Source organism: Herbidospora daliensis, from assembly GCF_001570585.1.
GTDB classification, from domain to species: Bacteria; Actinomycetota; Actinomycetes; order Streptosporangiales; family Streptosporangiaceae; genus Herbidospora; species Herbidospora daliensis.
On record NZ_BBXF01000004.1, the window covers coordinates 387,600 to 400,069 of the forward strand.

Sequence of the window (12,470 nt, forward strand, 5' to 3'; positions counted from 1 at the left end):
AAGGCGATCTTGGTGGTCGCCACCCGAACCAGGGAACCCATGCGCCTTTGGCGAAGATTCAGCCATTTTGTATGGGACGGGATGATGCGCGAGGACTGTCCCATCCTTGCCAAGGGCTCACAGAACATGATTCGGTCGGGTGCGGCAGACCTTACGAGAGGTGCATTCCATGATCCAGCACGAGACGCTCTTCATCGGCGGCGACTGGGTTTCCCCGGCGGGCACCGGCACGATCGACGTGGTCTCCCCCCACACGGAGGAGATCGTCGGCAGGGTCCCCGAAGGCACCCCGGCCGACCTCGACCGGGCCGTCGCCGCCGCGCGGCAGGCCTTCGACCACGGCCCCTGGCCCCGCCTGACGATGGCCGAACGCGCCGAGGCGCTGGGCCGCCTGGCCGCGCTCTACGCCGCCCGCGCCGCCGAGCTCGCCGAACTGATCACCCTGGAGATGGGCTCGCCCATCTCCTTCTCCCACTTCGGCCAGGTCGGCCCGCCGGCCGGCATCCTCCAGTGGTACGCCGAACTCGGCAAGACCTTCCAGGTCGAGGAGCAGCGGCCGGGCATGTTCGGCCCGGTCACCGTCCGGCGCGAGCCGGTGGGCGTGGTGGCGGCCGTGGTGCCGTGGAACGTCCCGCAGTTCGTCGTCATGACCAAGCTGGCCCCCGCCCTGCTGGCCGGCTGCACGGTCGTGGTGAAGCCCGCGCCCGAGACCCCGCTTGACGGCTACATCCTGGCCGAGGTGATCCGCGAGGCACAGATCCCAGCGGGCGTGGTCAACATCGTCGCCGCCGGGCGCGAGGCCGGCGAGCACCTGGTCTCCCACCCGGGCGTCGACAAGGTCGCCTTCACCGGCTCGACCGCCGCCGGGCGCCGCATCGCCTCGATCTGCGGCGAGCAGCTCAAGCGGGTCAGCCTGGAGCTCGGCGGCAAGTCGGCCGCGATCTTCCTCGACGACTGCGACCTGCCCTCGGCCATGGGTATGTTCTCGATCGCGGCCCTGCTCAACAGCGGCCAGGCGTGCGTGGCGCAGACCCGGATCCTGGCCAGCCGCAGCCGCTACGACGAGGTCGTGCAGGCGGTCGCCGAGATGGCCGCCGGGCAGCAGGTCGGCGACCCCGCCGACCCGGCCACCGGCATCGGCCCGATGGTCGCCAAGCGCCAGCAGGAACGGGTGGAGGGCTACATCCGCGTCGGCCTGGAGGAGGGCGCCAAGGCCGTCGTCGGCGGCCTCGACCGTCCCCTCGACCGGGGCTGGTACGTCGCCCCCACGGTCTTCGCCAACGCCACCAACGACATGCGGATCGCCCGCGAGGAGATCTTCGGCCCGGTCCTGACCGTGATCCCCTACGACGACGAGGCCGACGCGATCAGGATCGCCAACGACAGCGACTACGGCCTGTCGGGCAGCGTGTGGACCGCCGACACCGACCACGGCATGGACGTCGCCCGTCAGGTCCGCACCGGCACCTACGGCGTCAACATGATGAACCCGCTGGAGAGCGGCACCCCGTTCGGCGGCTTCAAGGCCAGCGGCATCGGCCGCGAGCTCGGGCCGGAGGGGCTGGCGGGCTACCTGGAGTACAAGAGCATCGCCCGGCTCGGCTGAGCCTTCCGGGCGACCGGGAGGGTGCCCAACGCGCCCCCGCGACGCTGGGCCCCTCCCGCACCTTCATGTAGACGACGCCTGAGCCGATTTGGTTCGCGCGAAAATCCATTCTTCGATGCGCCGGATCAGCTGGGCGCTCGCGGCGTTCTCCGCGTGCCCGAATCCGGGCTCCACCCAGAGCTCCTTCGGCTCGTTGGCGCAGGCGTGGAGCTGCTCGGCGTGCTCCAGCGGGAAGAACGCGTCGGCGTCGCCGTGGACGACCAGCAGCGGCGTCGGCGAGATCAGCGGCACGGCCTCGAACGGCGCGAGCGGGATGGGGTCCCACGTGCCGACCTTGATCCGGGTGCGCTTGGCCAGCCGGGCGGCCAGCCGCCCCGACCTGCGCTCGATCGCCCAGTGGACGGTCCGCATCGGCCGGGTGCCCCGGTAGTACCACCGCGCCGGGCCGCTCACCGACACGACCGCGTCGACCCCCCGGTTCAGCGCGGCGTGCCTGACCGCCACGGCCGCCCCCATCGAGAAGCCGACGGTCACCACCTTGGCGTAGTGGGCGCGCGCGTGGCGTACCGCCGAATCGAGGTCGAGGACCTCCAGGTCGCCGACGGTGCTCAGCCCCGACGAGCGGCCGTGCCCCCGGAAGTCGAACGCGATCACCCCGGCGCGCCGGTTGAGCGCGGCGGCGATGCGCCGCGTGGCCGGGGAACGCCAGGTCCCGGTGAATCCGTGGGCCAGCACGATCCCGAGTTCCCCGTCGCCGGGCAGGTGCGCCGCGTCGATCCGGACACCGTCAGGAGTGCGCAACATGGCCCCATAGATCATGGGGGCAACATTACGACGCTGTGAATTGTCGCCCTCTTGCGGGCGGCAGGCTCGGAGCGGTAATGGCGATCAACTAAAATGGGAAGGTCGCGCCATTGCGCGGCCGAACGCGTCTCCCGATCGGGAGCGAGACGCGGCACCGCCCCGACGACCAGAGCGAGACTCAACTATGCCTATGAACAGCCGCGACGACCTGCGGAACCTCGCGATCATCGCGCACGTCGACCATGGCAAGACGACGCTCGTCGACGCCATGCTGTGGCAGTCCGGGGCGTTCCGCGCCAATCAGGACGTCGACGACCGCGTCATGGACTCCAACGACCTCGAGCGCGAGAAGGGCATCACCATCCTCGCGAAGAACACCGCCGTGAAGCACGGCGGTGTCACCCTCAACATCATCGACACGCCCGGCCACGCCGACTTCGGCGGCGAGGTCGAGCGCGGCCTGTCGATGGTCGACGGCGTGGTCCTGCTGGTCGACGCCTCCGAGGGCCCGCTGCCCCAGACCCGCTTCGTGCTCCGCAAGGCCCTGTCGGCCAAGATGCCGGTCATCCTGTGCATCAACAAGGTCGACCGCCCCGACGCCCGCATCGCCGAGGTCGTCGACGAGGTCTACGAGCTCTTCATGGACCTCGACGCCACCGAGGACCAGATCGACTTCCCGATCGTCTACGCCTCGGCCAAGGCCGGTCGCGCCTCGCTGACCCGCCCGGCCGACGGCGGCATGCCCGACGAGGAGAACCTCGAGCCGCTGTTCGAGACGATCTTCAAGACGATCCCGGCGCCGATCTACGACCCGGTCGCCCCGCTCCAGGCCCACGTCACCAACCTCGACGCGTCCAGCTACCTGGGCCGCATCGCGCTGTGCCGGATCCACCAGGGTGAGATCAAGAAGGGCCAGCAGGTGGCCTGGTGCCGCACCGACGGCTCGATCCAGCGGGTGAAGATCACCGAGCTGCTGATGACCGACGCGCTGGAGCGCAAGCCGGCCGACTCGGCGGGCCCCGGCGACATCATCGCCATCGCCGGCATCCCCGACATCATGATCGGCGAGACCCTCGCCGACCCCGAAGACCCGCGCCCGCTGCCGCTGATCACGGTCGACGAGCCGGCGATCTCGATGACCATCGGCACCAACACCTCGCCGCTGGTCGGCCGGGTCAAGGGCAGCAAGGTCACCGCCCGCATGGTGAAGGACCGCCTCGACAAGGAGCTCGTCGGCAACGTGTCGCTGCGCATCCTGCCGACCGAGCGGCCCGACTCGTGGGAGGTCCAGGGCCGTGGCGAGCTCGCGCTGGCCATCCTGGTCGAGCAGATGCGCCGCGAGGGCTACGAGCTGACCGTCGGCAAGCCCCAGGTGGTCACCAAGGAGATCGACGGCAAGCGCCACGAGCCCGTAGAGCGCCTCACCGTCGACTGCCCCGAGGAGTACCTGGGCGCGATCACCCAGCTCCTGGCCGTCCGCAAGGGCCGCATGGAGCACATGACCAACCACGGCACCGGCTGGATCCGGATGGAGTTCATCGTCCCGGCCCGCGGCCTGATCGGCTTCCGGACCGAGTTCCTCACCGAGACCCGCGGCACCGGCCTGGTCCACCACGTCTTCGAGGCGTACGAGCCGTGGTTCGGCGAGCTGCGCACCCGCAACAACGGCTCCCTGGTCGCCGACCGCTCGGGCCCGGTCACCGCGTTCGCGATGACCAACCTCCAGGAGCGCGGCGTGCTCTTCGTCGCCCCCGGCACCGAGGTGTACGAAGGCATGATCGTCGGCGAGAACTCGCGCAGCGACGACATGGACGTCAACATCACCAAGGAGAAGAAGCTCACCAACATGCGGTCCTCGACCGCCGACGTCACCGAGACGCTCATCCCGCCGCGCCAGCTGTCGCTGGAGCAGGCGCTCGAGTTCATCCGCGACGACGAGTGCGTCGAGATCACCCCCGAGACGGTGCGCATCCGCAAGGTCGTGCTCGACGCCTCCACCCGCGGCCGGACCGCGGCGCGGGCCAAGCGCGCCAACTAACTAAGAGAGGCCGCTTCGGCCTTTCTCCGTGCGAGCCTCCACCCTCTGTGCTTGCCTAGTCACGCAGAGTTGTGATCTGAGGGGGAGGCTCGCATGCCGGGCAAGGTTCATCTCGCGCTCGCCGGAGCGCTGCTCACGGGGGTCGGCGTCATCGCGTCCACGACGGTCGCCGAGGCCGGGCCCTGGAGCCGGGGCCGCTCGATCGCGCTCCACGACGCCGCCGGCACCCGCGTGGGCACCGTCGTGGTGCAGCGCAGAGGCGTCACCAAGGTCCGGGTGGGGGTCCAGGTCAGGGGGCTGGCGCCGGGCTTCCACGGGTTCCACGTGCACACCACGGGCGTCTGCGACCCCAAGGCGGTCGACGGGGCGACCGGCCAGGTGAGCCCGTTCTTCTCGGCCGGCGGGCATCTCGACATCGCCCGGAACGCCGCCGAGCCCGACACGACCGTGCTGCCGCTGCCGGTCGCGCCGCACAACCACGGCGACCACGCGGGCGACCTGCCGCCGCTGCTGGCCGGCGAAGACGGCGTGGCCGCCGCGTCGTTCATCACCGACCGGTTCCGGATCGGCAGGCTGACCGACGCCGACGGGGCGGCGTTCGTCGTCCACGCGCTGCCCGACAACCTGGCCCACATCCCCGAGCGTTACGGCGCGGCCGACTCGGCCACCCTGCGCACCGGCGACGCGGGCGGACGGGTGGCCTGCGGCGTGCTGCGGTGATCGCTTTCACTGATTGAACTGCAAGTCAGTCACAAGCCCCCGGCACGATCCTCGGAGCATGAGAATCGTCAGCGGGGCAACCTACATGGCGCTCGTGGGCGCCTGGGCGTTGATCGCCCTCCTCGTCATCGTGATCGGCTAGCTCAGCCGTACGCGCAACCAGTCGACCAGCGGGGTGAGCTCGCGCCACGCGGCGCGCACCCGCTGGGTCACCTCGGCGGTGTGGAACCAGGGGTCGGGCTCGAAGCGGTGACCCGCGTAGAGAGTCCGGTGCTTCATCAGGTCGATCCGGGGGTGGTCGAGGGAGACGCCACGGGGGCGCGTCTTCACTCGGTCACCCTCGATCGCGTAACGGCCGGGCAGCTCGGCCACGATCTTCTCCAGCTCGCCGCCGTGGCCGTCGTCGTCGACCGCCGCGCGGAAGCGGTGCGTCATCTCCCCCGACGCCCACCAGCCGCCGGCCACGTAGAGGCCGTCGGCGTCGACCTGGACGTAGTAGCCGACGCCGTCGAGCTTGGCGACATAGGCGCCCTGGTGATCCTTGTAGGGCGTCTTGTCCTTGGAGAACCGCACGTCGCGGTAGGGACGGAACACGTGGGGGTCGCCGAACTCGTCCGCCAGTTCGGCCATCAGCTCCTGCATGGGGGCTTTGACGGCGCTGTCGTAGAGGTGCTTGTTGGCGGTCCAGTAGGCCTTGCTGTTGTCGGCGATCAGCCCTTCGTAGAACAGCAGCGCCTCGTCGGGGAACCCGGTGAATGCCATTGCCCCACTTTATTGAGGCCGGTTGTCGAAGTACTTCCGGCCCGGGGTCATCTCACCGAAGAGTTCGCTGATGGTGACGTACACGAACCCCTTCTTGTCGAGCGCGTCGAGCAGGCGCGGCACCGACCGGACGGTCGACTCGTGGATGTCGTGCAGCAGGATCACCTCGCCGGGCTTGGCCGAGGACGACCGCCGGACGATGCGGTCGGGCTTGCGGACCAGCCAGTCCTGCGTGTCGACGCTCCAGATGATCTGGGCCAGCCCGTGGACCTTGCTGACCTCGGCGACCATCTTGCTGGTCGCGCCGTAGGGCGGGCGCATGGTCCGCATGCGGACGCCGGCCATCTTCCGTACGACCTGCTGGGTGCGGGCCAGCTGCCGGTCGACGCCCTGGCGGGACAGGCCCGAGAGCATGGCGTGGTCCCAGGAGTGGTTGCCCAGCTCGTGGCCCTCGGCGACCATGCGCTTCAGCAGCGGCGCCGACTCGGGCGTGACCAGTCTGCCGAGCACGTAGAAGGTCGCCCTGGCCTGGTGGCGGGCCAGGTGGTTGAGCACCTTGCCGGTCTCGGCCCCGGGCCCGTCGTCGAACGTCAGCGCGACGCACTTGGCCTTGGCGCAGTCGACCCGCCTGATGGGCGGGAAGTGGGTGCGCGGGAAGTCGGGCTGCGCGAGCGTGAGCTTGCGGTTCAGCAGGTCGGGGTCGGGGTTCGCGTGTACCGGCGGCGTGTTCACCATGACACAGACCGTGACCGCCAGCAGCCGCAGAAATCCCCGCATATATTCGTCCCCCCAGACGTCGTGGGGGTTATGGATGGTCGTCCACGGCTTCCCCCCGGAGGACCTCGTTCTGGTCCTCCCACCAGGGCGGCACTTCCTTGATCAACCCGGCGTGCCGCCGGGCCACCCGGACGGCGCACCCGCGCGGATCATCTCCTGGGTGCCGACATCGGGAGGCACCTTCCCACCAGCGGAAACAGCCATCGCGATAGACGACCACCAGGCCGATCCACACACAGAGCGTAGCGTCGTCACCCAGCTCGTAGGCGCCGTTCACGCCGAGTTCGATCAAGTCCGAATGCAGTTTTTGTATAGCTGCGCGGGACTCACTCACCGGGGCAACCTCCAGGACGAGACGCGCACATTGGTGGATGTACCCAAATTTGGGACACCGCGTTGCAACGTCATGGAGTAATCATGGGACTCCATCCCGTCATCACGCAGGCATATTCCCCCCAAGGTTGCGCGTCCCGGGAAGTTCCTGCTGTATTCGGTTTATTGTCGCTTCCTGACGCATTGTCACGACGCAAGACGCTTGTTACGTTCATCCCCGTGCAGGCCGAACGGGGAAGTCGCGGTGCGGTGGCCTTCACGCACCTTGCTGTGCCATATGGGACGAGTGAGGAATACCTCCGGCTGGTGCTGCCGGCCTTGATCGACGGGTTGCGGCGGGGCGACCGCATCCTGTTCGTGGCTCCGGAGGAGAACCTCGATCTGGTCCGCGCTCATCTGGGCGCCGACACGTCCCGCATCCGCTCCATCAGAAGCCAGGACTGGTACGGCCATCCGGCCCGCGTCCTGGCCGAATACTTCGACTACGCCCGCCGGGGCGGCCCGTCGTTGTTCGTCGGGGAGCCCACGTGGCGCTCGCCCCGCGACGCGGCCGAATGGGCCAGGGTGGAGGCGATCGTCAACATCGTCTGCGCCTCCCTGAAGGGCGCGGCGTTGTGCGTCTACCGGCGTCCCGCCGAGGAGGCCCTGCGCACCCACCCGCGCTACCTCGACACGGCCGGGGAACACCGCAGCATCGTGTACGTCCCGCCGCAGCGCATGAACTGGGATCCGCCGCCCTTTCCGGCCCCGCCCAACAGCGCGCGGGTGATGGAGTTCGACCTGCCGACCGTACGGGCCATGCGGTCGTTCGTGCGCAGCACCGCCACCGAGGCGGGCCTGAGCGACGACGCGGCCGGCTCGCTCGTCCTGGCGGCGGCCGAGATCGCCGCCAACGCGGTCGAACACGGCGCCGGCCACGGCAGGGTGACCATCTGGACGGCCGGCACCGACCTGGTCTGCGAGATCACCAACCCCGACGGGGGCGGCATCGAGGTCGAGTTCCCCGGCTACATCCCGCCGGAGCAGGAGTCGCTGCGGGGCTACGGCCTGTGGATCAGCCGCCAGCTGTGCGACCTGATGGAGGTCCAGACGACCGGACGGGAGTCGCGGATCCGCCTGCACATGGCGATGGCCTGACGGGACCTAGTAGCCGGGCCCGTAGAGGAGTCCGCTGTCGTTCCACGTGAAGTTCCCCTCCGGTTCGGGGCCGCACCCGGGGTGTTCGCACTCGTATCCGGGCACGGCCGGGAACCGGGGGCCGTCGAAGACGGCGTACACGAGCAGTTGCCCGAGGCCGGACACGACGGCGAGCACCATCAGCGCGACGGCCCAGCGCGGCAGGGGCCGCCGGGGTTTCGGCGGCACGTATTCGCCGCGCATCCGCGCGAAGTCCTCTTCCGTCGGCCGTCCCAGAACGGGTTCCGGCGGCCAGGGCGCGGGGGTGTCGTCCACCACCGGCTCCGGCATATCCGCGGGTCGTGGACGCCGCCATACGAACAGCAAAGCCACGGTCGCCGCGACCGTGGCGGAAAGGAGGATCAACGCCCGGGGCGTGAGTAATCGCCGCACGCCCGGCAGGCTATACCCGGGAAATGTCGGTGGCGCACGAGACGATCGGGGCATGACGCATTTCCTGATCTCGTTCCCCAGCGCCGCCATGGTCCTCACCGAGGAGGAGTTCCCCGACGTGGTGCGCGACTCCCACGCCGTGATCCAGGAGGCGAAGGACGCCGGGGTCTACGTCTTCGGCGGCGGGATCGACGAGGCCGTCGACCCGGTTCTCGTGGCAGCCGACGGCACGGTCACCGGCGGCACCACGCGGCTCGACGGCGGTTTCACCGTCCTCGACCTGCCCTCACGCGAAGCCGCGATCGAGTGGGCGAGGAAGATCGCGGCCTCCTGCCGCTGCCCCCAGGAGCTCCGCGCGTTCCAGTACGACCCGCAGTCGTGACGAGCTAGGCGGCTATCGCCTCTCTGACCACGCCCTCCTCGCGGGCGTAGCCCTCCAGCATGCCGCGCAGCTGACGCCGGCCGCGGTGCAGCCGCGACATGACGGTCCCGATGGGGGTGCCCATCCGGTCGGCGATCTCCTTGTAGGCGAAGCCCTCGACGTCGGCGAGGTAGACGGCCACCCGGAACTCCTCGGGCAGCGAACGCAGGGCGTTCATCACGACGTTGTCGGGCAGCGAGTCGAGCGCCTCGTTCTCGGCCGAGCGCAGCCCCGTCGAGGTGTGCGACTCGGCGGCGGCGAGCTGCCAGTCTTCGATCTCCTCGGCGGCCGACAGCTTCGGCGAGCGCTGCTTCTTGCGGTAGTCGTTGATGAAGTTGTTGGTGAGGATGCGGTGCAGCCACGCCTTGAGGTTGGTGCCCTCGCGGAACTGGTGGTAGGACGTGAACGCCTTGGTCACGGTCTCCTGCACGAGGTCTTCGGCGTCGGCCGGGTTGCGGGTGAGTCGCATGGCTGACGCGTAGAGCTGGCTGGTCACCGGCACGACGTCGCGCTCGAACCAGGCCTGACGCTGCTCGTCGGTCATCGAGATCATGTCATCCCCCCTGCTGAACTCTCCCCCGTTACCCGTCCGAATGTGATCCATGCGGGTTGGGCGGATCCCGTCGTCATCGTTTCAACCGGCCCGTAAGTCGGGCGTTAGGCGGCGCATCGGCGGGCGTGGCATCGGTCACACGCAAGCCGGACAGGTCTCATTAGCGTAACACCTAACCCCCTAACCGGCGTAAAATATGTCAAACCACACTCACTACAGTGGGCCACATGAAACACGTGGACCGGCACGACCCCGCCACGCGGACCTGGGTCAACGACGCCATCCGCGCCGTCGAGGCCGACGCCAACCGCAGCTGCGACACCCATCTCCACGTCTTTCCTCTCCCGCCCTCGTGGGGCGTGGACCTCTACCTGAAAGACGAGTCGGTCCACCCGACCGGTTCACTCAAACACCGGCTGGCCCGCTCCCTCTTCCTCTACGGCCTGTCCAACGGCTGGATCGGCCCCAGCACCACGATCATCGAGGCGTCCTCCGGCTCGACCGCGGTCAGCGAGGCATACTTCGCCAGGCTCCTGGGTCTGCCCTTCATCGCGGTGATCCCAGCCACCACTTCTCCCGAGAAACGGGAGATCATCGAGTTCTACGGCGGCAAGTGCCACCTGGTCGACGACCCAGGGAAGATCTACGAAGAGTCGGCCCGCCTGGCCCAGGAGACCGGCGGCCACTACATGGACCAGTTCACCTACGCCGAACGCGCCACCGACTGGCGCGGCAACAACAACATCGCCGAGAGCATCTACGAGCAGATGGCGATGGAACGTTTCCCCGTCCCGGCGTGGATCGTCGTCGGCGCCGGCACCGGCGGCACCTCCGCCACGATCGGCCGCTACATCCGCTACCGCCGCCACTCGACCCGCCTGTGCGTGGCCGACCCCGAGGGCTCGTCGTTCTACCCGTCGTGGGTGACCGGCACCGCCCACCCCGGCAAACCCTCCCGCATCGAGGGCATCGGCCGCCCCCGCGTGGAACCCTCGTTCCAGCCGATGGTCATCGACCGCATGACCTCCGTCCCCGACGCGACCTCGATCGCCGCGATGCGCTGGGTCAACGAGGTCACCCACCACCAGGTCGGCGCGTCAACGGGCACCAGCGTCGCGGCCGCCATGGAGATCATCCGCGAGATGCGCGGCCACGGCATCAGAGGCAGCGTCGTGACGCTGATCTGCGACAGCTCCAGCCGCTACAAGGGGACGTACGAACAGGACTCCTGGCTGGAGAAGAACGGCATCGACATCACCCCCGATCTGGCCGACTTCCGCGCCCTCTTCCGCCGCTGACGTCTGCCATGATCGCCGGATGAGGAAGGCGACCGCCCGCACCTACACGTGGCTCTCCCGCGACTCGACCGACGACGCGGGCGAGACGTGGCTGGAGGTGGCCTTCGTGCGAGGCATAACCCCTGACGAGGCGTTGGCCCGCCTGACCCCGGAGAAGGAGCTCTACGCGAGCCCGGCCGAAGGGGGGACGGTGGTGTTCTTCGGCGGCCTCAGCGACCTGCACCCCCGCGAGATGACGGCGCGCCTGTCGGCGGGGACGGCGGCGGCGCTGGTCGAGGTGACCATGGGCGACGACCGCTTCACCTACTGCGAGAACGGCCGGCTGGTGACGACGTTCAGCCTCTTCTCCTATGAGCTGCGCGAGGGCCCGGACCCCGACCGGCTGGCGGCCGAGGTCGAAGACCTGCGCTTACACCTGACGGGCGAGTCGATCGATTTCCCGGCTGACCACGCGGCCCGGGCGCTGGCGCTGGCGGATCGGGCGACGGGGGTCCGGTTACCCCGCGAACGAACCGAGTGACCATTGCCAAGAACGCGACCTAGCGGCCCTCGCCTTGAACCGAGCCTCTTGCCAGCACCGTAGATCCGGCCACGCGCTCCTCGCCCGGGTCCGAGCACCCAAGCCGCCGCCACGGACGCCGCCATCCACCCCCACCTTTGGCTGAACCTCTAGCAGTCGCCCCGAAACCGGTCCCGCATTCCTCGCCTCGGGGCGAGCACCTAAGCCGCCGCCGTGGATACGGCCATCCAGCCCTCGCTGAGCCAAGCCTTCGGCTGTCGCCGAGAAACCGGCCATGCATCACTCGCCCCGGGCCGAGCACCCAAGCCGCCTTCGTGGACGCGGCCATCCAGCCCTCGCTGAGCCAAGCCTTCGGCTGTCGCCGAGAAACCGGCCATGCATCACTCGCCCCGGGCCGAGCACCCAAGCCGCCTTCGTGGACGCGGCCATCCAGCCCTCGTCTTGAACCCGACCTTTAGCCGTCGCCATAGATGCGGCCACGCGTTGATCGCCTCAGGCCGTCGCCGTGGATGCAGCCTTACAGCCCTCTCTTTTGACCCGGCTGAGCGTGTAGCCGTCACCGTGGATGCGGCCATCCAGCTTCCGCTTCGAACCTCTAGCTGTCGCCGTGGGTCCAGCCGTGCATTCCTCGCTTTTGGTCGATCGGAGGGTCTAGCCGTTGCCGAAGAACGGCGGGAACTTTCCGCAGCTCGCGGACTCCAGCGGCAGCGCTGAGGTGATCTTGTCGTTGAACTTCCAGCGGTCGTCGCCCAGGTTGAGCACCGACTCCCCCGGCCGGATGCAGTAGCGGCGGTCGCCGTAGGAATCGTCGTCGTACAACACCCAGGCGACCCCGTCGTTGTTGATGATCGAGGTGGCCTCGTCGCTGTCGCCGCCGAGGTGCGAGGTGGGCTGGGTGAGGACGATGCTCCGGCCCTGGAACCACTGGTGGTGGAAGAGGATCAGGTAGGGGATCTCGATCGGCTCGGCGTGGGCCGGGGCGGCCGTCGATCCAAGGACGGCCGTCCCTAAGGCCAAGGCCAGTGTGGTGCGGATGAGTCTTCGCATGAAAATGCCTCCCGTGTCGTTG

14 protein-coding genes are annotated in these 12,470 nt (G+C 69.0%); 7 read left to right on the forward strand and 7 right to left on the reverse strand.

Annotation, left to right across the window (positions count from 1 at the left end; all coding sequences use genetic code 11):
* Positions 1 to 169: 169 nt before the first annotated feature.
* The gene (locus AW274_RS22115) at positions 170 to 1,606 is read left to right on the forward strand and encodes an aldehyde dehydrogenase (protein ID WP_062436207.1); all 1,437 of its coding nucleotides are present in this window, start codon (positions 170 to 172) and stop codon (positions 1,604 to 1,606) included.
* A 63-nt stretch (positions 1,607 to 1,669) separates the two neighbouring features.
* On the opposite strand, the gene AW274_RS22120 is transcribed toward AW274_RS22115, so the two are convergent.
* Positions 1,670 to 2,425, reverse strand: coding sequence for an alpha/beta hydrolase (locus AW274_RS22120; protein ID WP_232320233.1), 756 nt, complete (start codon positions 2,423 to 2,425; stop codon positions 1,670 to 1,672).
* Positions 2,426 to 2,594: 169 nt separating this feature from the next.
* Here AW274_RS22120 and typA point away from each other — a divergent pair, with 169 nt between their 5' ends.
* Complete coding sequence (gene typA, locus AW274_RS22125) at positions 2,595 to 4,448, forward strand: translational GTPase TypA (RefSeq protein ID WP_062435764.1); 1,854 nt, start codon at positions 2,595 to 2,597, stop codon at positions 4,446 to 4,448.
* A 93-nt stretch (positions 4,449 to 4,541) separates the two neighbouring features.
* Complete coding sequence (locus AW274_RS22130) at positions 4,542 to 5,168, forward strand: superoxide dismutase family protein (RefSeq protein WP_062435767.1); 627 nt, start codon at positions 4,542 to 4,544, stop codon at positions 5,166 to 5,168.
* A 138-nt stretch (positions 5,169 to 5,306) separates the two neighbouring features.
* Here AW274_RS22130 and AW274_RS22135 read toward each other — a convergent pair whose 3' ends face one another.
* The 3 genes from AW274_RS22135 to AW274_RS22145 are packed head-to-tail and all read right to left on the reverse strand — an operon-like array spanning position 5,307 to position 6,999.
* A complete protein-coding gene (locus AW274_RS22135; RefSeq protein WP_062435770.1) occupies positions 5,307 to 5,930 on the reverse strand; it encodes a DUF2461 domain-containing protein in 624 nt (207 codons plus the stop codon).
* Positions 5,931 to 5,939: 9 nt separating this feature from the next.
* Positions 5,940 to 6,707 (reverse strand): polysaccharide deacetylase family protein, encoded by a 768-nt coding sequence (locus AW274_RS22140; RefSeq protein WP_232320235.1) that lies wholly within the window; start codon positions 6,705 to 6,707, stop codon positions 5,940 to 5,942.
* A 28-nt stretch (positions 6,708 to 6,735) separates the two neighbouring features.
* A complete protein-coding gene (locus AW274_RS22145; protein WP_232320237.1) occupies positions 6,736 to 6,999 on the reverse strand; it encodes a hypothetical protein in 264 nt (87 codons plus the stop codon).
* A 125-nt stretch (positions 7,000 to 7,124) separates the two neighbouring features.
* Here AW274_RS22145 and AW274_RS22150 point away from each other — a divergent pair, with 125 nt between their 5' ends.
* A complete protein-coding gene (locus AW274_RS22150) occupies positions 7,125 to 8,177 on the forward strand; it encodes an anti-sigma factor RsbA family regulatory protein (protein WP_083974637.1) in 1,053 nt (350 codons plus the stop codon).
* 6 nt (positions 8,178 to 8,183) lie between these two features.
* Here the strand turns inward: AW274_RS22150 and AW274_RS22155 are convergent, their stop codons facing one another.
* A complete protein-coding gene (locus AW274_RS22155; protein ID WP_157520657.1) occupies positions 8,184 to 8,609 on the reverse strand; it encodes a hypothetical protein in 426 nt (141 codons plus the stop codon).
* A 52-nt stretch (positions 8,610 to 8,661) separates the two neighbouring features.
* On the opposite strand from AW274_RS22155, the gene AW274_RS22160 reads away from it, so the two are divergent.
* Positions 8,662 to 8,991 (forward strand): YciI family protein, encoded by a 330-nt coding sequence (locus AW274_RS22160; RefSeq protein WP_062435780.1) that lies wholly within the window; start codon positions 8,662 to 8,664, stop codon positions 8,989 to 8,991.
* 4 nt (positions 8,992 to 8,995) lie between these two features.
* Here the strand turns inward: AW274_RS22160 and AW274_RS22165 are convergent, their stop codons facing one another.
* Positions 8,996 to 9,583, reverse strand: coding sequence for a sigma-70 family RNA polymerase sigma factor (locus AW274_RS22165; RefSeq protein WP_062435782.1), 588 nt, complete (start codon positions 9,581 to 9,583; stop codon positions 8,996 to 8,998).
* A gap of 227 nt (positions 9,584 to 9,810) precedes the next feature.
* On the opposite strand from AW274_RS22165, the gene AW274_RS22170 reads away from it, so the two are divergent.
* Positions 9,811 to 10,881, forward strand: coding sequence for a PLP-dependent cysteine synthase family protein (locus AW274_RS22170; RefSeq protein ID WP_062435785.1), 1,071 nt, complete (start codon positions 9,811 to 9,813; stop codon positions 10,879 to 10,881).
* A 19-nt stretch (positions 10,882 to 10,900) separates the two neighbouring features.
* Positions 10,901 to 11,401, forward strand: a complete 501-nt coding sequence (locus tag AW274_RS22175) for a DUF6461 domain-containing protein (protein ID WP_062435788.1) — start codon at positions 10,901 to 10,903, stop codon at positions 11,399 to 11,401.
* A 651-nt stretch (positions 11,402 to 12,052) separates the two neighbouring features.
* On the opposite strand, the gene AW274_RS22180 is transcribed toward AW274_RS22175, so the two are convergent.
* On the reverse strand, positions 12,053 to 12,448 hold the full coding sequence (locus AW274_RS22180; protein WP_062435791.1) for a peptidase inhibitor family I36 protein: 396 nt from the start codon (positions 12,446 to 12,448) through the stop codon (positions 12,053 to 12,055).
* Positions 12,449 to 12,470: the final 22 nt, after the last annotated feature.

Bases quoted from the DNA above. Each gene is read 5' to 3' on its own strand.
- AW274_RS22115 (WP_062436207.1), top strand. From the start codon at position 170: ATGATCCAGCACGAGACGCTCTTCATCGGCGGCGACTGGGTTTCCCCG.
- AW274_RS22120 (WP_232320233.1), bottom strand. From the start codon at position 2,425: ATGATCTATGGGGCCATGTTGCGCACTCCTGACGGTGTCCGGATCGAC.
- typA (WP_062435764.1), top strand. From the start codon at position 2,595: ATGCCTATGAACAGCCGCGACGACCTGCGGAACCTCGCGATCATCGCG.
- AW274_RS22130 (WP_062435767.1), top strand. From the start codon at position 4,542: ATGCCGGGCAAGGTTCATCTCGCGCTCGCCGGAGCGCTGCTCACGGGG.
- AW274_RS22135 (WP_062435770.1), bottom strand. From the start codon at position 5,930: ATGGCATTCACCGGGTTCCCCGACGAGGCGCTGCTGTTCTACGAAGGG.
- AW274_RS22140 (WP_232320235.1), bottom strand. From the start codon at position 6,707: ATGCGGGGATTTCTGCGGCTGCTGGCGGTCACGGTCTGTGTCATGGTG.
- AW274_RS22150 (WP_083974637.1), top strand. From the start codon at position 7,125: ATGGGACTCCATCCCGTCATCACGCAGGCATATTCCCCCCAAGGTTGC.
- AW274_RS22160 (WP_062435780.1), top strand. From the start codon at position 8,662: ATGACGCATTTCCTGATCTCGTTCCCCAGCGCCGCCATGGTCCTCACC.
- AW274_RS22165 (WP_062435782.1), bottom strand. From the start codon at position 9,583: ATGATCTCGATGACCGACGAGCAGCGTCAGGCCTGGTTCGAGCGCGAC.
- AW274_RS22170 (WP_062435785.1), top strand. From the start codon at position 9,811: ATGAAACACGTGGACCGGCACGACCCCGCCACGCGGACCTGGGTCAAC.
- AW274_RS22175 (WP_062435788.1), top strand. From the start codon at position 10,901: ATGAGGAAGGCGACCGCCCGCACCTACACGTGGCTCTCCCGCGACTCG.
- AW274_RS22180 (WP_062435791.1), bottom strand. From the start codon at position 12,448: ATGCGAAGACTCATCCGCACCACACTGGCCTTGGCCTTAGGGACGGCC.